The following is a 20,084-nucleotide window of genomic DNA, read 5'->3' as shown; positions in this document are numbered from 1 at the left end:
CCTAGCGCACGCGGCGGGCGAAATAGCGCTCTCCAATGCGGTCAACCTGAATAGGCTGATGGAACGCCGTGGAGAGGTTCTCAGAAGTCAGCACGCTATTGATAAGGCCCATGTCCACGACCTTGCCCTCGTCGAGGATCATCGCGTGAGTAAAGCCGTACGGGATCTCCTCGACGTGGTGGGTAATCATCACGATCGCCGGGGCGTCCGGATCGAGCGCCAAATCCCCCAGGTAACCCACGAGGTCCTCGCGGCCGCCCAAGTCCATGCCCGCGGAGGGCTCGTCGAGGATGAGCAGCTCCGGGTTGACCATGAGGGCGCGGGCCAAGATGACGCGCTTCTTCTCACCCTCGGACAAGGTGCCCCACGTGCGCTTGGCCAGGTGGGTCGCCCCCACCTGGGCGAGAATTTCCTCGACGCGGCCGAAATCCATATCCTGGTATTCCTCACGCCAGCGTCCGAGCACGGCGTAGCCGGCGGAGATGACCAGATCGTCGACCCGCTCATTGTCCGGGATGCGGTGCTGCACGGCGGCCGAGGAAATGCCGATGAGCGCGCGCAAGTCGCGCATGTCCGTCTTGCCGATGCGCTCGCCCATTAAGAACGCCGTGCCCTTGGACGGGAATTCCTCCGCCGCGGCCATGCGGACAAGGGAGGTCTTGCCCGCGCCATTGGGGCCGATAATGACCCATCGTTCGTCGAGCTCTACCTGCCAATCGATGGGACCTACAAGGGTGCGTCCACCGCGGCGCAGCTCCACGCCGTGGAAGTCGATCAGAAGGTCGGGGTCAGCCACGTATTCAGGTTCGGCGATCTCTTGCGCAGTCATGCCCTCTATAGTGCCTTACGTTCCACTTCCCCGGTGAAAGTGACACAGCTAGGTTAGGCTGAAAGGCATGACTTCTCCCACCTCCTCCCCGCGCATATACGGCCACGCTTTCGGCCGCCTGGGCATTGACGATGTCCGCCCCGTCATCTCCGGCGGGAAGCTGCCCTCCAAGGGCACCGTTGGGGAGGTCATCCCCGTCACGGCCTTGGTCTGGCGCGAAGGCCACGACGCCATCGCCGCCACGCTGTCTGTGTGGAATGCGGAGGCCTCCACGGTCTCCTCGACGACCATGGACTTCGACCCCGTCAACCCGGATCGCGTCCATGCCGTCTTTACCCCCGCCACCCCGGGCCGCTGGTTCTTCCGCGTCGACGCGTGGAGCGATGTCATGGCCACGTGGCGCAACGCCGTGACGAAGAAGATGGACGCCGGCCAATCCGAGCAGGAGCTCGCCAACGATCTCTCCCACGGCGCCGACCTCTTTACCCGCGCCGCACTCCAGACCCCCACGGACCAGGCGGGCCCGCTCTTCGCTGCGGCCAAGGCACTTGCTTCCGATGCCCCCTTCACCGAGCGCGTCGCCCCCGCCTTCTCCCCCGAGGTCACCGAAATTCTCGAGCACCACCCGCTGCGCGAGCTCATCACCGAAAGCGAGATTTACGAAGTCGACGTCGAGCGTGCCAAGGCCCGCTACAGCTCTTGGTACGAGCTCTTCCCCCGCTCCACCGGCGGTTGGGACGCAGATGGCAACCCCGTCCACGGCACCTTTGAGACCACGAAGCGCGCGCTGCCCCGCGTGGCGGAGATGGGTTTTGACACCGTCTACTTCCCGCCCATTCATCCCATCGGCGAGGTGCACCGCAAGGGCCGCAACAATGCGGTGACTGCACAGCCGGGCGACGTGGGTTCCCCGTGGGCCATCCAGGACCACACGACCACGCACCCGGAGCTGGGCACAATGGAGGACTTCAAGGACCTCCTCTCCTACGCCGAGTCGCTCGGCCTCGAGGTCGCCCTCGATCTGGCCCTCCAGTGCGCACCGGACCACCCATGGGCGCAGTCCAACCCGGAGTTCTTCACGGTGCTCGACGACGGCACCATCGCGTATGCAGAGAACCCACCCAAGAAGTACCAGGACATCTACCCGCTCAACTTCGACAACGACCCAGACGGCATCTACGAGGCCATCTACGACATGGTCATGATCTGGGTGAACGCCGGTGTAAAGACCTTCCGCGTGGACAACCCGCATACCAAGCCCGCCAACTTCTGGGCGTGGCTCATCGCCAAGGTGCATGCCACGCACCCAGACATCATCTTTCTCGCCGAGGCGTTCACGCGCGCCCCGCGCCTGCTGGGCCTGGCCAAGGCGGGCTTTTCGCAGTCCTACTCCTACTTCACGTGGCAGAACTCCAAGTACGACCTCACGGAGTTCGTTCAGCACCACCTGGAGCAGGCCGATATCTGCCGCCCCAATATGTTTGTCAACACCCCAGACATCCTGCACGAGTCCTTGCAGACCGGCGGACGCGCCATGTTCGCCATCCGCGCCACGCTCGCCGCGACGCTCTCCCCGCTATGGGGCGTGTACTCCGGCTTCGAGCTCTACGAGCACGAGGCCGTCAAGCCCGGCAGTGAGGAATACCTCGACTCCGAAAAGTACGAGCTGCGCCCGCGCGACTTCCAGGCGGCGCTCAACTCCGGCGACTCGCTCGAGCCCTACATCGGGATGCTCAACCGCATCCGCCGCGAAAACCCGGCCTTGCAGCAGCTGCGCGCGCTCACCTTCCACGAGGTAGACAATGACAACGTCATGGCCTACTCCAAGGCGGACGCCGCCACGGGCAACGTCGTGCTCACCGTGGTCAACCTCGACCCGCGCAATACCCAGGAAGCCACCGTCCACATCAATTACGCGGCCATCGGCCAGGACGAAGGCGCAAGCTTTGAGGTCCACGACAAAATCTCGGGCAAGACATTCACGTGGGGGCCGCACAACTTCGTGCGCCTCGCCCCGCAGGGCGACGTCGCCCACGTCCTCGTGCTGCCCACCGTCGCCGAGGACCGCCGCACGCAGCTGGCCTGGCGTCCGCAGGACACCTACCGCGCCTAGTGCCAGCCAGGCCCTGCACGCCCGTTCGAGTGAGCAGGGTCCGCGGGCACAATATCAACCGCTCGGTGCCGATCAAGAGAAAACTCACATCGCCTGCACGCACCCCTCTATAAAGGTACTTTTGACTCTATGAGCATCCCGCAGTCTGACCTCGATCTCCTCAACTCCTGCCGCCACTGGGCGCCGCACGATTTCTATGGCTGGCACGACGGCGTCGTGCGCACCCGCAAGCCGGGTGCCGAGTCGGTCGAGCTCGTCACGGCCGAGAAAACCATTGCCATGACGAACGTGGGCAATGACATCTGGGAAGCCTGCTTGGTTCGCGAGGCCGATTACCGCCTGCGCGTGACCTATCCGGGCCAGCCCGCCCGCGAGGTGGCCGACGGCTACCACTTCCTCCCTACGCTCGGTACCTTTGACCTGCACCTTATCGGGGAGGGCCGCCACGAGCGCCTGTGGGAGGTGCTCGGCGCGAACCTCAAGTCCTATGAGACGGATCTCGGCGTCGTCGAGGGCGTCGCCTTCGCCGTGTGGGCCCCCAACGCCGTGGGCGTCGCCGTCGTCGGCGACTTCTGCGGATGGAACCCCACCCAATACCCCATGCGCTCGCTAGGCTCCACGGGCATCTGGGAAGTCTTCGTCCCTGGCATCGGCGTGGGCGAGCGCTACAAGTTTGCCATCCAGACCAAGCACTCCGGCCGCATCGACAAGGCCGACCCGCTCGCCAAGGCCACCGTTGCCCCGCCGGCGACGGACTCCGTCGTCGCCCGCTCCACCTACAAGTGGAACGACCACAAATGGATCGACGCACGCACCGGCGATATCAACGTGCCGGTCAATATCTATGAGGTCCACGTCGGTTCCTGGAAGATCGGTTCGAATTACAACGTGCTGCGTGAGGAGCTCATCCCCTACCTCTTGGAGCACAACTACACGCATGTCGAGTTGATGCCCGTCGCCGAGCACCCCTTCGGCGGCTCCTGGGGCTACCAGGTCTCCGGCTACTACGCGCCCTCCGCGCGCTGGGGCTCGCCAGAGGATCTCAAGGCGCTAATCGATGCCCTCCACCAGGCGGGCATTGGCGTCATCATCGACTGGGTCCCCGCGCACTTCCCCAAGGACGAGTTCGCGCTCGGCCGCTTCGACGGCCAAGCCCTCTACGAGCACCCGGACCCCCGACGTGGCGAGCAGTCCGACTGGGGTACCTACGTCTTCGACTTCGGTCGCAACGAGGTTCGCAACTTCCTGGTCGCCAACGCTCTGTACTGGGCCGAGGAATACCACGTCGACGGCCTGCGCGTCGACGCCGTGGCCTCCATGCTTTACCTCGACTACTCCCGCGAGGAGTGGCTGCCCAACCAGTACGGCGGCCGCGAGAACCTCGAGGCTGTCCAGTTCCTCCAGGAAACCAACGGGACGCTCCACCGCGCCCACCCGGGCGTGTGGACCATCGCTGAGGAGTCCACCTCCTGGGATGGTGTTACCCGCCCCACCTCCGACGGCGGCCTGGGCTTCGACTTTAAGTGGAACATGGGCTGGATGAACGACACGCTCGAGTACTTCAAGCGCGAGCCGGTCCACCGCTCCTACCACCACGGTGAGCTCACCTTCTCCATGGTCTACGCCTACTCCGAGCACTACATCCTGCCGTTTAGCCATGACGAAGTCGTCCACGGCAAGGGCACCATCTGGGGCCGCCAGCCTGGCGATGACTGGAACAAGGCGGCCGGCGTGCGCGCGTTGTATGCCTACATGTACTCCCACCCCGGCAAGAACCTGCTGTTCATGGGCCAGGAATTCGGCCAGACCACCGAGTGGAACGAGTCTTCTTCCGTCGATTGGTCCAACCTGGAAGGCTGGGGCCACGAGTGGCACCAGGGCATCAAGAAGCTCTCGCGCGACCTCGGTGCTCTATACAAGAACACTCCGGCGCTCTACACGCGCGATTTCGATCCCTCTGGCTTCCACTGGGTCGTGGGCGATGATGCCAACGGCAGCGTGCTCGCCTACGAGCGCTACGGCGAGGACGGCTCCGCGCTGCTCGCGGTCATCAACCTCTCCGGTTCCTCCCACACTCATTACCAGCTCCACCCCACCCGTCCGGGCTGCTGGGAGCTCGTCCTCAACACGGATGACTCCAGCTACGAGGGCGCGGGCAACAACCTGCCCTCCGAGTTCACCGCGGGCGACGACGGTGCCTGGCTGCACCTGCCCGCCAACTCGGCGCAGTGGTACGTCTACCGCGGCTAGTTCTTCCAGTCTCGCCCTGAGACGCAATGACCACAACGCCCGAATAAGGTCCCAAAAATCACAACTTTTCAGGCTTATTCGGACGTTGTGGTCATTTTCAGATCTCCGGACTACTTCCCCACGAGCCCGCGCACGTGCGCGTCAATCTCGTCGCGGATAATCCGCATGCGTTCCATGCCGTGGATGTCCTGATCGACGGGTTCGGATACCTCCCAGCGCTCCAGCTTTCCAGTCGCGTCCTCCGGCCAGTCCAGCTCCGCGCCACCCACGATGACCACGTGGTCGACGCTGCGCAGCAACTGTGGGTCCACGGCCTCGACTCGGCCGTGGGTCATGTCCGCGCCGACCTCGGCGAGCGCCTCGACGGACTCCTGGTTAACCTCACCCTCGGCACCCGACTTCGTGACCTTCACGCCCGCGGAGTACGTCTCCCACTCCGGAGCGTGCTTACGCGCCAGCGCCTCGGCCATCTGGGACTTGCCACGGTTGCTATTGCACAGGAAGTAAACGGAGAGCATGGTGGTCACCTTTCAGTACAGAACACGGTTGATGTGGGTCATTGTAGACATGACAACGCCCGCACGGCCGGTTGAATGGCAGCGCGGGCGGGTGGGGTTGAGCTCTTACTTGTAGATGCCCGAGCCCTTCTCGTAGTTGTCCAGGTCAATCTGCTGCGTAGGCTGCAGCGTCTCGTTGGCGGGGTTGACGACGTCCGGCAGCTTGAGGTCGACGTCGCTGTCGAGGTCGGTCTCCTTATAAGGCAGCTGGCCGTCGAGCACCTGGTGAACGCGGTTCATGTCGACAGAGTGCGTCCAGCGGCCGATCAGGACCGTGGCCAGGGCGTTGCCCGCGAAGTTGGTCAGCGCGCGGGCCTCGGACATGAAGCGGTCAATACCGACGATGATGTCCACGCCGTGCAGGAGCTCCGGGCGGTGCGATTGCAGGCCCGCGGCCAGCGTCGCGATGCCGGCGCCGGAGACACCGGCCGCGCCCTTGGAGGCGATGATCATGAAGACCAACAGGCCGATCTGCTCGCCCAGGTTCATGGGCATGTGCATGGCCTCCGAGATGAAGATGGAAGACAGCGTGAGGTAGATGGCGGTGCCGTCAAGGTTGAAGGAGTAACCAGTCGGGACCACGATGCCGACGGTGGGCTTTTCCACGCCGAGGTGCTCCATCTTGCGCATGAGGTTCGGAAGCGCGGACTCGGAGGACGAGGTCGCGAGGATGAGGAGGAACTCGCGGCCCAGGTACTTGCACAGCTTCCACATGGAGATGCCGCCGAAGACGCGGGCGATGGTACCGAGTACGAGGAAAACGAAGAGGAAACACGTGATGTAGAACGCCAGCATGAGGATGGCGAGCGACTTCACGGCATCGAAGCCGGTGGCGCCAACCACGCCGGCCATCGCGCCGAACGCGCCGATGGGCGCGACCCAGAGGATCATCGACAGCAGCTTAAACACGAGGCGCTGGAGGTGCGCAATGAACGCGAGGATGGGCTCACCCGACGGGCCCATGGACTGCACGGCGAAGCCGCAGAGTAGCGCGACGAAGAGAACCTGGAGCACCGAGCCCGACGTAAAGGACGAGAACAGCGTGTCCGGGATGATAGACGCAATGAAGCCCGTGAGGCCCTCGTGGCTCTCTTCTGCCTGAGCAATAAAGGAATCCGCAGCGCCTTGCGAAGCAGAGATGTCCAAACCGGTGCCCGGCTCGATGTAGTTACCGACGAGGAGGCCCACGCCGAGCGCGAAGGTCGACATGATGATGAAGTACGCCAGGGCGATGCCGCCGGCCTTGCCCACCGAGGCTGCGGCACGCACGGAGCCAATGCCGAGCACGATGGTGCAGAAGATGACCGGGGCAATGATCATCTTGATGAGGCTCACGAACATCGTGCCGAGGATCTTAAACGGCGCGGCGGCCTCCGGCGCGACGAGGCCGAAAACCACGCCACCGACGACCGCGACGATGACAGCAATGTAGAGCCAGTGCGTGCGGTCTTTCTTCGGACCCTTCGCCTGAGCAATTTTTGGGGTGGTGGTAACTGGCGAAACCATAGCCGTCCCTTTCTTGAAAGTGTGAGCCGCTCGATAGCGCACAGAGTTATGTATCGTCTTCTGCACCAAACGTGAAGCGGCTCACGTACGGGTGATATAGGGATACTAGACCCGCTCTTTTCTGTCGCGAAACCTAGGAAGTACAGGGTTAATGTGGTTTTAACCCCGGGGCTAGGAAAGGGGTGTCCGCGAAATTCGCCAAGCGAACACAAAGCCCCGCACGGGTGAGCATTTCTCTCACCCGTGCGGGGGATAGCCCGACAGCCAGGTCGTTATCGTGGCTGTTGGACGCGCCGCAGCGTGCAGCTGGTCACACTCGCCTAGTACAGGGCGCTCGCCAGCTTGGTACGTGCCGCGAGGACACGCGGGTCGCCCGCGTCGAAGAGTCCGAAGAGCTCGAGCAGGCGGTCGCGCAACGCAGCCTTCTCGTCACCCGCCGTGACCTTCATCGTGTTAATAAGGCGGTCAAAGGCCTTTTCCGGCACGCCGGCGACGACCTCGGCGTCCGCAGCATGCATCTGCGCGGCCGGCGAAGGGTCGGTCTCTGCCTCGGCGATGGGGTCTTCGACGCCGGAGATACGCTTGAGCAGCTTCGTGGTGTCGCGCGCCTGCTTGATGTCCGTTGCCTTCGGGTCGTCCGCGAGGATCGAGTCGTAGACCGCGATGGCTGCGTCGAAGTCGCCCGCGTTGAGCGCGTCCTCGGCCTGCGTCACGCGCGGATCGAGCTCCGGTTCCTGGGGCGTATCCCCCGCGTCCGGGATGCCCGACAGTTGGGCGCCGACCTGCTGGACGAGGGCGGCGACCCACTGCTCGAGGCTCTCGCGCGGCTGGCCCCCCTCGAAGTGGGTGATGGGCTTGCCCGCGGCGAGCGCAATGACGGTAGGCAGGTTTTGTACGCCGAAGACCTGCGCGACCTGCGGGGTGGCATCCGCGTCGACGTAGCCGACCACGAACTTCAGGCCGCCAGCCGCGGCGAGCTCCGCGAAATCGGCCTTCAGTTGCTCCGACTGCGGCGAGCGCGCCGTGCCCACGAGGACGACAACGGGCACCTGGGCGCTGCGGCGCGCGACGTCTTCTTCGAAGTTGGCCTCGGTCACCTGGAAGAAGGGCTGGACGCCGGCAGACGAGCCACCTGGCTGCGGGGCAGATGCCGCCTTGGCGCGCGCGTCATTGCGTGCTTTAAGCTCGCCCAGATCCAGGGCACCGCCGACGAAACGATTCGGAATAGTCATGGCTTAAACCTCCCCATTCTTCAGGTGGCGCTCGACGGCCTCGACCTTGCTGGTGAGCTGGCCCGTCACGCCCTCGCGAATATCGGCCTTAATCACAAGACCCGTACGCGGCGAAACCGCGCGTACGGCGTCCGTGGCCTTCTTAATGACGGCGAAGACCTCGTCCCACTCCCCTTCCAGGAGCGTGAACATGGCGTTCGTCTCGTTGGGAAGGCCGGATTCGCGCACGACCTTCACGGCGGCGGCGACGGCCTCGGACATCTCTGCGGTGGGCGACTCCACAATCGTGGGCGCGACAGAAAAAGCGACAATCATGCGTGCGATTCTACGCGCGCGAGCCACCCCACCGCCGGGTGGATCGCACTCAACGATCAGCCCTGTGATCACCCCCGAGCCGCGAGTGCAAAGGGCAGGACTTCTGCCCCCGTTGTTGTGAAAATGCCGCTGCCCGCGACGGTGACGGACCACGCCGTGTCCACGAGATCGGTCACGAGAAGCACCGGTCCGCCCGCCGCGGTGAGGACGTCCTGATTGATGCTCGCAAAGTCATAGTGCTGTAGCAGCCCCATGACGCGGTAGGCGGAGTTCTGCGCGGTGACCTCCGTGACGCCGGGCGCGGTGCGCAGGGTGCCGGCGAACTGCATGCGTCCCAGTCCTGCGACCGCCTGGGCGAGGCGCTCGACGAACGCCGTGGTCTCCGGGTCCACGTTGCCCAGTGCGACGACGGAGGTGGGACGCGTCTGCCAGTCCCAGCCGGCGAGGACCTCGACGACCTGCGGCAACCACGGGTCCTGCTGCCACGGCTGGCTGGGCACCCAGGCACGCTCCGTGACGAGCGTGGTAAGCGCCGGGCCACGCCCAATGTCATTGAGACGTCCGAGCGCCTTGCCTTCACCCACGCCCTTGATACGGCCCTTGACCGCGACGGGCCGGGTGATACCCGTCGGCCACATCTTACGATGTGCGAGTGCGACGCCGGGCGCGGTAAGTTGCGCCCTAACGGACTGGCCGACGGCGGCGTCGACGCTCGGATCCCAGCGTCTGCCCGTACAGTTGTCGCAGCGACCGCAGGGGTCGGTCGCGGTGGCGTCATCGAGCTGGTGGCGCAGGAAGAGCATGCGGCATTCCGTCGTCGCCTCGTAGTCAAGCATGGCCTGCTGCTCCGCTGTGCGCGCGGCGGCGAGGCCTTCATAGCGGGCCGAGTCATAAGACCACGGCTGCCCGGTGGACTGCCAGCCGCCTTGCACGCGCTGGACGGCGCCGTCTACGTCGAGGACCTTGAGCGCCTGTTCCAGACGCGAACGGTTAAGGTCCACGTGCGGCTCAATCTTCGCCGTGGACAACGGGCCGTCCGTGTTCGCGAGGACCTCGAGGAGCTGGCGCACGACCGGCTCGGGAGGGAAGGTAAGCGACGCGAAATAACCCCAGATGTCCTGGTCCTCGACGCCGGGCAAAAGGAGGACTTCCGCGTGATCGGTGCCGCGGCCCGCGCGGCCGATCTGCTGGTAATAAGACACCGGCGAGCCGGGTGCACCGACGTGGATGACGAAGCCCAGGTCCGGCTTGTCGAAGCCCATGCCCAGCGCGGACGTCGCTACAAGCGCCTTGAGCTCATTGTGGATGAGTGCCTGCTCAAGGCGCTCGCGTTCCTCGGCCTCTGTGCGACCGGTGTAGGCGGCGACCTCAAAGCCGGCACCGCGCAGCACCTCCGCGAGGTCCTCCGCCGCGGCGACGGTAAGGCAGTAGATAATGCCCGAGCCGGGCAACTCATGCAGGTGCGTCGCGAGCCAGGCCGGGCGCTGCGTCGTATCCTCGAGGCGCAGCACCGCCGGGTAAAGCGACTCACGGTCGAGCCCGCCGCGCAGCACGCCGGTGTTCTCCCCCAGCTGTGCCTGAACATCCGCGACGACACGGTCATTCGCCGTCGCTGTCGTGGCCAGCACCGGCGTATCTGGGCGCAGGCCAGCGAGCAGATCCTTGATGCGCCGGTAGTCCGGGCGGAAGTCGTGGCCCCAATCGGAGATGCAGTGCGCCTCGTCAACGACGAGCATGCCGGCGGCACGGCTAAGCTGGGGCAACACCGCGGTGCGGAAGGACGGATTATTGAGGCGCTCGGGAGAGATGAGCACGAGGTCAGCCTCCCCCGCAGCAATCGCGGCGTGGAGATCATCCCACTGCGTCATGTTCGCGCTGTTAATGGTCACCGCGCGGATGCCCGCGCGGGCGGCGGCCTCCACCTGGTTGCGCATGAGCGCCAACAGCGGCGAAATGATGACCGAGGCCCCAAAGCCACGGGTACGCAGCAACTTGGCCGCGATGAAATACACGGCTGACTTGCCCCAACCAGTGCGCTGCACCACGAGCATGCGGCGGCGCTGATTGACGAGCGAGTCGATGGCGGTCCACTGGTCGTCACGCAGATGGGCCTCGGATCCGGCGATGCCTTGGAGGAGGACGTCGGCTTCTTCACGGGTTGCGGGGTTCATGCCTTCCGAGTCTATCGGCGTGCGCGAAGCGTCACGCCCTAGCGGCGTTCCCAGCAATGCCGGTGCCAGTGGCGGCGGTCATCCGCGCGCCCGCCGGTATCGCGTGGCCATGCCACGATGTGCGCGACGCCGGGCGGAATGTTCTGGTTGCAGCCGGGGCAGATATAGAACTTCTTCGCAGCGGCCGAGCCGATGTGTCGCATAATGTAGGGCTCGCCGTGAGTCCAGCTGGGCCCCTCGACGGTCTGGGAACCGAAGAAAGAAGAGCCATCGGCAGGCAGGTAGCGTGGTTCGGTCTTGATTCTTCTGTTGCGACGTGGCATTAGAACAGGCGCAGCTCGTTGCTCTCAATGCCGCGCAGATCCTGGTAGTCAAGCACGACGCAGCGGATGCCACGGTCTTCGGCGAGGGTGCGAGCCTGTGGCTTAATCTCTTGGGCAGCGAATACGCCCTGGACCTTACCCAGCAGCGCGTCGCGGTTGAGCAGGTCGAGGTAGCGCGTAAGCTGTTCCACGCCATCGATGCCCCCGCGGCGCTTGATCTCCACGGCCACGTGGTGGCCCTCAGCGTCGCGCGCCATGATGTCCACGGGTCCGATGGCCGTGGGGTACTCGCGACGCACGAGGGTATAGCCCTCACCGAGGGTCGTGATGTGCTCGGCGAGCAGCTCCTGCAGGTGGGACTCGACACCGTCCTTCACCAAGCCTGGGTCCTCGCCGAGGTCATAGGCGAACTCGTGGAGGATTTCCTGGATAGTGATGCGCAGCTGCTCCCCCTTGGGATTTTCTACGAGCCACAGAATCTCGCCCGTGTCCTCGCCGTCGAGGTCCGTAATGGGCGACTCCTCGAGCGTGCACGGCGGCTGCATCCAGTTGAGCGGCTTATAAGCGCGATCGTCCGCGTGGACGGACACGGAGCCGTCCTTCTTCACGATGAGCAGGCGGTCTGCGAGCGGCAGGTGTGCATCGAGACGGCCAACATAATCCACGGAGCAACGGGCGATGACTAAACGCATGCTCACTACCCTAGCGCGGACGGCGCGCGCCCTTGCAATCGGCTTTCCGATGCCCCCTTGTGCCCAGCCATGCAGGCTGGCTTAGCGTCCCTGCTGGCGCTTATCCCGCTGCACGCGCTCGCGCAGCTTCTTAATGTCCACGCGCTCAAGCCGCTTGGACGGCGCCGACTCAACCCAAGCGTTGAGCGCCATCGCCCCATGGAGATCCGTGGCAAGTTCGTACTCCTGGCCGGCGGCCTGGAAATGAACGGCCTCGGTGGCCTCCGTCATAAAAGAAGCCTCGTCATCGTCGAGGGTGCGAGAACCCAACAATTCGATGTCGAGGCGACCTAGCGTAAGATCGGCGGCCGGCCATACGGAACGCAGCTTGTAGAACTCCATGAGCTCACCACGGTAGCGCAGCAGGCCGTGGCGCCAATTGTGCGTATCCTTGGCCGGCACGGTGCGCAGAAGCACCTGGGTGCCGTTGGAACGCAGAGCAAAGAAGCGCACGGCGGCGAGCAGCACCACAACGACGACGATGAGCAGAACAAGCCAGCCCAGAATGGTCATCACGGTCTCCACGGCGGTGCCACCTCCATGCAAGAGATAAATCTAAATTGGGGTTAGAGGCAACTCTAGCGCGTTCGCATTCCCTTGCGCTAAAAAATAACCGAATGCGGGTCAAGGATCACACGCGTACTGGCCCGTTTGTGGTGGGCACGGGGCATTTCGTTGCGCCGAGAGACGCACCCGGTCCGACTGCCAAAACGACGAATCCCGCCTCCCCTTCCCGAAGGAAGGACAGGCGGGATGCGACTCAAGCGAGAGCAGGAAGGGCCTTGCTGCCCTTGTCATCTCTCCAGCCGCAGAGTCTTAAGACTCCTGGGCACGACGGACGGCGCGCTCACCGGCGGTCTTACGAGCATTCTCCAGCCATTCGCTGGTGTGCTCGTTGCCCACGGTGGTGTCCTTGCCGTATTCGTCGGACCACACGGCCCAATCGGCAAGGACGGTCACCTTGTCTGCGTTGATGGAGAGGAAGCCACCCGACACGGCGGCGACGCGACGGTCGCCGTCGACCGGACGGATGGTCACGACGCCGTTCTCGACCAGCTGGCCGATCATGGGCTCGTGGCCAGGAAGCACGCCGATCTCACCCTCGGTGGTCTCAGCCGTGACGATGGTGGCCTTGCCAGTCCACAGCATGCGTTCGACGGAAACCAGTTCCACGGTGATGTCAGCCATGTGCGTCTCCCTACTTCTTCTCGGTCAGCTTCTTGTACGCAGCCTCGACGTCGTCCAAGCCACCCAGGCCGTTGAAAGCCTGCTCCGGGTAAGCGTCGAACTCGCCATTGCAGATGCGCTCGAAAGCGTCGATCGTCTCGGACAGCGGGACGTAGGAGCCCGGCAGGCCGGTGAACTTCTCTGCGACGAAGAAGTTCTGGCCCAGGAAGCGCTCGATACGACGTGCACGCTGAACGGTGATCTTGTCCTCTTCAGACAGCTCGTCCATACCAAGGATGGCGATAATGTCCTGGAGTTCCTTGTTCTTCTGCAGAATACCGATGACGCGCTGCGCAACTGCGTAGTGGCGCTCGCCGACGATGGACGGCTCGAGGATACGAGACGTCGAGGTCAGCGGGTTCACGGCCGGGTAAATACCCTTGGACGCGATACCACGGTCAAGCTCGGTCGTGGCGTCAAGGTGGGCGAAGGTCGTCGCCGGTGCCGGGTCAGTGTAGTCATCCGCCGGGACGTAGACGGCCTGCAGGGAGGTAATCGACTTACCCTTGGTGGAGGTAATGCGCTCCTGCAGAACACCCATCTCATCAGCCAGGGTCGGCTGGTAACCCACGGCAGAAGGCATACGACCCAGAAGGGTCGACACCTCAGAACCGGCCTGGGTGAAACGGAAGATGTTATCGATGAACAGCAGCACGTCCTGGTTCTGGACATCGCGGAAGTACTCCGCCATGGTCAGGCCGGACAGGGCCACGCGCATACGAACTCCCGGCGGCTCGTCCATCTGGCCGAACACAAGGGCCGTATCCTGCAGAACGCCCATCTCTTCCATTTCGAGGAAGAGGTCGGTGCCCTCACGGGTACGCTCGCCGACGCCGGCGAAAACGGAGGTACCGGAGAACTCGCGTGCGATACGAGTAATCATCTCCTGGATAAGAACGGTCTTACCCACACCTGCGCCGCCGAAGAGACCAATCTTGCCGCCCTTGACGTACGGGGTCAGAAGGTCGATGACCTTAATACCCGTCTCAAGGATTTCGGTCTTACCCTCGAGCTGGTCGAATGCCGGCGGCTCGCGGTGGATGCCCCACTGCTCGCCGTCACGGCCCAGACCCGGCTGGTCGAGGCAGTCGCCGAGGGCGTTGAACACATGGCCCTTGACGATGTCACCGACGGGAACCGAAATCGGCTTGCCGGTGTCGGTTACGACGGCACCGCGAACGAGGCCGTCAGTCGGTGCCATGGACACGGCACGGACGAGGTTGTCACCGAGGTGCTGAGCGACCTCGAGGGTGACAGTCTTTGCAACAGCTTCGAGGGAGATCTCGACGTGCAGTGCGTTGTACAGTGCCGGCAGTGCGCCGCGCGGGAATTCCACGTCGACGACCGGACCGATGACGCGCACGACGCGACCGGCAACCGCCGAATCCTGTGCATTCTGCTCTTGCAGAGCTGTAGTCATAATCTAGTCACTTTCTGCGCTGTCAGATAGCGCGCCAGCGCCACCGACAATCTCTGTAATTTCCTGGGTAATCTGTGCCTGACGGGCCTGGTTGGCCACACGCGACAGGTCCTTGACCAGGGCCGTCGCGTTATCAGTTGCAGACTTCATAGCGTTGCGTCGGGAAGCGGACTCGGACGCCGAAGACTCCAAGAACATGGAGAACAGCGTACGCGAGACATACTGCGGAAGCAGGGCATTCATGAGAGTGTCTGCGTCCGGCTCGAACTCGTAGTCTGCAGTAACCTCTTCCGTCGTCGCCGCAGTGGCGGACTCCGGAAGCTGCAGATCCTCTTCCTGGATGACCGGAACGACTGGCAGCAGCTGCTGCGCACGCGCAGTCTGAGACAGCATGGACTCAAACTCCGTGAACACAACGTGAACCTCGTCGAAACCGCGGACCGGCTGGCCCTCGTTGACGCCTTCACGCGACTTGGCCGTACCATTCGAACCCGCGAGGAAGCCATCAATAATGTGACGGCGCACGTTGTGGGTTGCCTCCCAGGACGGATCCTGAGAGAAACCGGTCCAGGCACCTGCAACCGGATCTTCGCGGAACTTGTAAAAGCCCACGCCCTTGTTGCCGGTGACGTAACGAACGACCTCGAGGCCGCGCTGCTTGAGCGCCGCTTCCAGCTCGGCCGCCTTCTTGAAGACGTTGTTGTTGTAGCCACCGCACATACCGCGGTCCGAGGAGACCACGAGAATGGCAGCTACACGCGTGTCTTCACGCGGCGTAAGCATCGGGTGGTCGAGCGAGCTAGCCGCAGCGAGTCGATTCATAACGTTGTTCAACTCTTGTGCATACGGCTGGGACGCTTCCACGCGAGCCTGCGCCTTGGTAATGCGCGAGGTAGCAATGAGCTCCTGAGCCTTGGTGATCTTCTTAGTCGAGTTCACGGACCGGATACGGTCGCGCAATTCGCGAAGATTTGCCATGGTGTTCGCTCCTCCCTTCTTTAATCTAGACGGTTAAAAGTCGTTGGATGTGTGACTTACTTGGCCGTCTTGCGGGAGACGTTGAGCTCGGTCTTCTTGTGCTCCGCCTCTGCCAGCGGCTCCACCGGAGCCTCGGTGCCGAGGTTGTGGCCCTCGGTCGTCTGGAAGGTCGGAGTGAAGTCCTTTGCACCAGCGAGAAGCGCTTCCTTGGACTCGTCGGTCAGAGCCTGGCCGCCAGCAATCTGCTCGAAGACCTGCGGCGCGTTGGAACGCAGGTACTCCTGCACATCGCGCTCGAAGCGGCGAACGTCCTCGACGGGAACGACGTCGAAGATGCCGGCGTCGGCCAAGAAGATGGACACCATCTGGTATTCAACCGGCTGCGGGGAGGACTCGGACTGCTTCAGCAGCTCGACAAGGCGCTCACCGCGCTCCAGCTGAGCCTTGGAAGCAGAGTCAAGGTCCGACGCGAACGCGGCGAAGGCCTGCAGGTCGCGGTAGGACGCGAGGTCCAGACGCAGGTTACCGGCAACCTTCTTCATACCCTTGGTCTGAGCGGCACCACCGACACGAGACACCGACACACCGACGTTAATTGCCGGACGGACGCCCTGGTTGAACAGGTCGGACTCCAGGAAGACCTGGCCGTCGGTAATGGAAATAACGTTGGTCGGGATGAAGGCGGAGACGTCGTTCGCCTTGGTCTCGATGATCGGGAGAGCCGTCATAGAACCAGCACCCATGTCGTCGGAGAGCTTTGCAGCACGCTCCAGCAGACGGGAGTGCAGGTAGAAGACGTCGCCCGGGTATGCTTCGCGTCCCGGCGGACGACGCAGCAGAAGGGAAATCGCACGGTAGGCCTCAGCCTGCTTGGTCAGATCATCGTAAATGATCAAGACGTGGTCGCCCTGGTACATCCAGTGCTGGCCAAGAGCAGCACCGGAGAACGGTGCCAGCCACTTGAAACCTGCGGAGTCAGAAGCCGGAGCAGCCACGATGGTGGTGTACTCCAGGGCACCGTGCTGCTCGAGCGTGTGGCGCACGCCAGCAATAGTGGAACCCTTCTGGCCGATAGCGACGTAGATGCAGCGAACCTGCTTGCTCTTGTCGCCGGACTCCCAGTTAGCCTTCTGGTTCAGGATGGTGTCGATGCAGACTGCGGTCTTACCGGTCTTGCGGTCGCCAATGATCAGCTGACGCTGGCCACGGCCAATCGGGGTCATTGCATCGATAGCCTTGATGCCGGTCTGCATCGGCTCTTCCACCGGCTGACGCTGGAGAACGGAAGGTGCCTGCAGCTCGAGGACGCGGTCCTCTTCGGCTTCAATCGGGCCAAGGCCGTCAATCGGCTGGCCCAGGGGGTTGATAACGCGGCCGAGGAATGCCTCGCCCACAGGAATGGAGAGAACCTCGCCGGTCCTCTTGACCTCGTCGCCCTCAGTAAGGGACTCGAAGTTGCCCAGGACAACGACGCCAATCGAGTTGGTGTCGAGGTTCTGTGCGACGCCAATCACGCCGCCGGGGAACTCGAGAAGTTCGTTAGCCATAACGGAAGGCAGGCCAGAAACCTGCGCAATACCGTCGGCTGCCGAAATCACCACGCCGGTCTCCTCACGGGAGGCCTCCGCGGAGTAGCTCGAGGTGTAGTTCGCAATCGCGCTACGGATCTCATCGGAGGAGATCGTCAGCTCCGCCATGTTGTTCCTACTCTCGGTAGTATCGTCCAATAATTTCTAAAGTTGTGTCGTCATCGAAGACGAGCTGAAGGAAAGGCTAAAGCCTTTACTTCGACATCGCGGTACGCATACGAGCAATCTTGCCCGCAGTGGAACCGTCGATGACCTCGTCGCCGACGCGGATGATCATTCCGCCAAGGATGCTTTCGTCAACCTCGGAGTGAATGGACATCGCACGACCGTAAATCTTGCCCAGCTTGTCGGCGAGTGCTTGCTGCTGATTGTCATTCAGTGCGCCCGCGGAGGTGACATAGGCGATGGAGCGGCCCTGCAGCTCAGCTGCCTGGGATGCCAAACCGGCAATGTCATCAATCGGGTTGTGCTCGGGGCGAGCGATGGTCTGAAGCGCAAGCGCCTCAGTGAACATCGTGACCTTGCCATAGAGCACGTTCGCCAGCAGTCCGCGCTTACGCGCAGACTCAGCAGTGCGATCGGTAAGCAGCTGGGTCAGCTCGCCCTCACGGTCCAGAATGCGCGACAGGCGGAAGAGCTCGTCTTCAACCTGGCCCAACTGGCCCTGAGCCTCGGCACCGCGCAGAAGAGCGCGACGGCCGAGATTAACCAAGCCATTCACGAGGTCGCGAGCGGACGACCACTGGTGGGTCACAACGTCCTCGAGCACGCGCAGAGCGCGGTCCGAAACCTTGGAACCAAACAGGGTGTTCACGAGCGCCTTGCGAGCATCTGCAGAAGCAGCCGGGTCCTTGAGGGCGCCGCGCAGCTCGCGGTCGCCATCGAGAACCTCGACAACCTCAAACAGATCGAGGCCGGTGCGTGCAAAGTCTGCGACCGCGTCGCCACCGTAAAGGACAGAGTCCAAGGTGGTCTGCGAGGTCGCGAGTGCTTCGCGGCTAGCTGCCTTCATGTCTGCCTACTTTCCGGCCGGTGCCACAGTGTCGAGCTCGGACAGGAAAGCATCAATCGTGGAGGACTTGCGGGTGGCGTCCGAAAGTTCGCCGCCCAGCAGCTTCTCTGCGAGGTTGATGGAGTTCTGACCGATTTCGGAACGCAGCTCGGTAACGACCTGTGCACGGGAAGCTTCCAGCTGCTTCTCGCCAGCGGCGACAATGCGGCGGGACTCTTCTTCAGCCTGAGCCTTTGCCTCGGTCTCGATCTGCTTGCCGCGCTCACGCGCCTGCTCACGGATCTCGGCAGCCTCGGCACGGGCATCAGCCAGCTGAGCGTTGTACTTCTCGAGTGCAGCCTTGGCCTCAGCCTGCTGAGCCTCGGCGCGCTTCAGGCCGCCCTCGATCTGGTCTTCGCGTGCCTGGAGCATCTTGTTGTACGCCGGAAGAACGAACTTCCAGAACAGGAGCAAGATGACTACGAAACAGATCAAAGACCAGACGATGTCATAAGTCGCGGGGAGAAGAACCGAGAACGAGTCCTCGTTCCCTTCTTCGGCCGCAGCCAAATAAAAGACGTTGTTCATTGGTCTCCAGTCTTAAAAAGGTTGGTGTGGTTAACGCGAACTTTTTAGAACAGGAAGCCGGCGACCAGGCCGATGAGGGCGAGGGCCTCGGTGAAGGCGATACCCAGGAACATGGTGGTACGCAGCTGGCCGGCCATTTCGGGCTGGCGAGCCATTGCCTCGACGGTCTTGCCGGCGACGATGCCGATGCCGATGCCCGGGCCGATAGCAGCAAGGCCGTAGCCGATGGTGCCGAAGCCAGTGAACTTGGTAGCAGCGTCAGCAGCCAGGATGATTTCGTTCATGGTGAAAGTCGTTCCCTTTCGTGTTCCCCGGCCTGTGTATCAGTCCGGGATGAAGATGTTGATGGAGTTGAAAGAATTCTTAGGTCGTGTAGCCGACCTTCGCCCTAGTGCGAATCCGCGTGGAGGGACAGCTCGATGTACACCGCCGTCAGCAGAGCGAAGATGTACGCCTGCAGGAAGATGACGATGATTTCGAACAAGCTGAAAGCAATACCCAGGATGATGGTGACACCCGAGAGAGCCGTCCAACCATTCAGCTGCCAGAAGAAGAAGTTCGAAGCAGAGAACAGCAGGACCAGAATGATGTGTCCAGCCAGGAAGTTCGCCATGAGACGAATGGCAAGAGTGACCGGTCGAAGAATGAAGGTCGAGAAGAACTCGATCGGCACAACGAGCAAGTGCAGGGCCGGAGGTAGGTTAGGAATAACCACCGACGACTTGATGAACTTGCCAAAGCCGTAGCGCTTTGCGCCTGCGTAAATCATGGCGATGTACGCAACAGCGGCGAGCACGATAGGCATGCCGATACGACCATTAGGAGAGATGTTCAATCCCGGAATAATGGTCGGTACGTTCATAAAAAGGACCGCGAAGAAGATGGTCGCGATAATCGGAAGGAATCGCTTCGCCTCCTTCTTACCCAGAATGTCTTCAGCAATATAGATGCGGACGAAATCGACCGCGTGCTCGCCGACATTCTGCAGACCCTTAGGAACCAGCTTCGGGTTCTTGAAAGCCAGCGCGAAAAGGACCACCAGAACGAGCGTCATCAAAACGCGAACGAACATAAGGCGGTCGAACGCAAACGCGCCGCCAGCAAAGTCCCGAAGGAACAGCTCAGAAGGATTAATTTGCCCCGGGAAGAATTCCTCACCCAAGTTGGGCTCGTGGAAGTGGCCACTTAGGGCCAAAGTTGTAACGCTCAGCGTTCTCTCCCGTGTTTGGGCCGTACGTAGTTCGTGAAAACTCACGCACGGTGC

At 62.8% G+C, this 20,084-nt stretch carries 19 protein-coding genes; 2 read left to right on the top strand and 17 right to left on the bottom strand.

From position 1 onward, the window contains the following. Position 1: 1 nt before the first annotated feature. Positions 2-829, bottom strand: coding sequence for an ABC transporter ATP-binding protein (locus HMPREF3227_RS00580; protein ID WP_066490930.1), 828 nt, complete (start codon positions 827-829; stop codon positions 2-4). 67 nt (positions 830-896) lie between these two features. Here HMPREF3227_RS00580 and HMPREF3227_RS00575 point away from each other — a divergent pair, with 67 nt between their 5' ends. Further along, positions 897-2,942 carry a maltotransferase domain-containing protein gene (locus tag HMPREF3227_RS00575; protein WP_066509413.1) on the top strand — a complete coding sequence of 682 codons (2,046 nt, stop codon included), beginning with the start codon at positions 897-899 and terminating at the stop codon, positions 2,940-2,942. 129 nt (positions 2,943-3,071) lie between these two features. Then, entirely contained in the window at positions 3,072-5,192 is a 2,121-nt protein-coding gene (glgB, locus tag HMPREF3227_RS00570) for a 1,4-alpha-glucan branching protein GlgB (RefSeq protein WP_066490926.1), read from the top strand. Positions 5,193-5,302: 110 nt separating this feature from the next. Here the strand turns inward: glgB and HMPREF3227_RS00565 are convergent, their stop codons facing one another. From HMPREF3227_RS00565 to atpB, 16 genes are all read right to left on the bottom strand, one after another. Continuing rightward, a complete protein-coding gene (locus HMPREF3227_RS00565) occupies positions 5,303-5,710 on the bottom strand; it encodes an arsenate-mycothiol transferase ArsC (RefSeq protein WP_066490914.1) in 408 nt (135 codons plus the stop codon). Between the two features lie 105 nt (positions 5,711-5,815). After that, entirely contained in the window at positions 5,816-7,255 is a 1,440-nt protein-coding gene (locus HMPREF3227_RS00560; RefSeq protein ID WP_066490913.1) for a cation:dicarboxylate symporter family transporter, read from the bottom strand. Positions 7,256-7,575: 320 nt separating this feature from the next. Further along, entirely contained in the window at positions 7,576-8,487 is a 912-nt protein-coding gene (locus tag HMPREF3227_RS00555) for a tetratricopeptide repeat protein (protein WP_066490908.1), read from the bottom strand. Between the two features lie 3 nt (positions 8,488-8,490). Beyond that, positions 8,491-8,802 carry a thiamine-binding protein gene (locus tag HMPREF3227_RS00550; RefSeq protein WP_066490903.1) on the bottom strand — a complete coding sequence of 104 codons (312 nt, stop codon included), beginning with the start codon at positions 8,800-8,802 and terminating at the stop codon, positions 8,491-8,493. 68 nt (positions 8,803-8,870) lie between these two features. Then, entirely contained in the window at positions 8,871-10,973 is a 2,103-nt protein-coding gene (locus HMPREF3227_RS00545) for a RecQ family ATP-dependent DNA helicase (protein ID WP_066509408.1), read from the bottom strand. 38 nt (positions 10,974-11,011) lie between these two features. After that, a complete protein-coding gene (locus HMPREF3227_RS12710) occupies positions 11,012-11,296 on the bottom strand; it encodes a hypothetical protein (RefSeq protein WP_068801669.1) in 285 nt (94 codons plus the stop codon). Continuing rightward, complete coding sequence (gene nucS, locus HMPREF3227_RS00540; protein ID WP_066490892.1) at positions 11,296-11,988, bottom strand: endonuclease NucS; 693 nt, start codon at positions 11,986-11,988, stop codon at positions 11,296-11,298. Before nucS ends, HMPREF3227_RS12710 begins: the two co-directional genes overlap by 1 nt. An 81-nt stretch (positions 11,989-12,069) precedes the next feature. Next, positions 12,070-12,573: a DUF2550 domain-containing protein gene (locus HMPREF3227_RS00535; protein ID WP_231725114.1), complete on the bottom strand. Its 504-nt coding sequence runs from the start codon at positions 12,571-12,573 to the stop codon at positions 12,070-12,072. Between the two features lie 270 nt (positions 12,574-12,843). Then, positions 12,844-13,215, bottom strand: coding sequence for a F0F1 ATP synthase subunit epsilon (locus tag HMPREF3227_RS00530; RefSeq protein ID WP_066490883.1), 372 nt, complete (start codon positions 13,213-13,215; stop codon positions 12,844-12,846). Positions 13,216-13,225: 10 nt separating this feature from the next. Beyond that, positions 13,226-14,674: a F0F1 ATP synthase subunit beta gene (gene atpD, locus HMPREF3227_RS00525; RefSeq protein WP_066490872.1), complete on the bottom strand. Its 1,449-nt coding sequence runs from the start codon at positions 14,672-14,674 to the stop codon at positions 13,226-13,228. Between the two features lie 3 nt (positions 14,675-14,677). After that, entirely contained in the window at positions 14,678-15,652 is a 975-nt protein-coding gene (locus HMPREF3227_RS00520; RefSeq protein ID WP_066490870.1) for a F0F1 ATP synthase subunit gamma, read from the bottom strand. A gap of 56 nt (positions 15,653-15,708) precedes the next feature. Then, complete coding sequence (gene atpA / locus HMPREF3227_RS00515) at positions 15,709-17,349, bottom strand: F0F1 ATP synthase subunit alpha (protein ID WP_066490863.1); 1,641 nt, start codon at positions 17,347-17,349, stop codon at positions 15,709-15,711. Between the two features lie 85 nt (positions 17,350-17,434). Further along, positions 17,435-18,253, bottom strand: a complete 819-nt coding sequence (locus HMPREF3227_RS00510; RefSeq protein WP_066490852.1) for a F0F1 ATP synthase subunit delta — start codon at positions 18,251-18,253, stop codon at positions 17,435-17,437. 6 nt (positions 18,254-18,259) lie between these two features. Further along, entirely contained in the window at positions 18,260-18,820 is a 561-nt protein-coding gene (locus HMPREF3227_RS00505) for a F0F1 ATP synthase subunit B (protein WP_066490850.1), read from the bottom strand. Between the two features lie 44 nt (positions 18,821-18,864). Beyond that, a complete protein-coding gene (locus HMPREF3227_RS00500) occupies positions 18,865-19,104 on the bottom strand; it encodes an ATP synthase F0 subunit C (protein ID WP_066490849.1) in 240 nt (79 codons plus the stop codon). A gap of 104 nt (positions 19,105-19,208) precedes the next feature. After that, positions 19,209-19,982, bottom strand: coding sequence for a F0F1 ATP synthase subunit A (gene atpB, locus HMPREF3227_RS00495; RefSeq protein ID WP_230384023.1), 774 nt, complete (start codon positions 19,980-19,982; stop codon positions 19,209-19,211). Positions 19,983-20,084: the final 102 nt, after the last annotated feature.

The organism is Corynebacterium sp. CMW7794 (genome assembly GCF_001563605.1).
Classification (GTDB): domain Bacteria; phylum Actinomycetota; class Actinomycetes; order Mycobacteriales; family Mycobacteriaceae; genus Corynebacterium; species Corynebacterium phoceense.
Note: the sequence above shows the minus strand (reverse complement) of the source record. Positions and strands in the feature narration are given on the sequence as shown.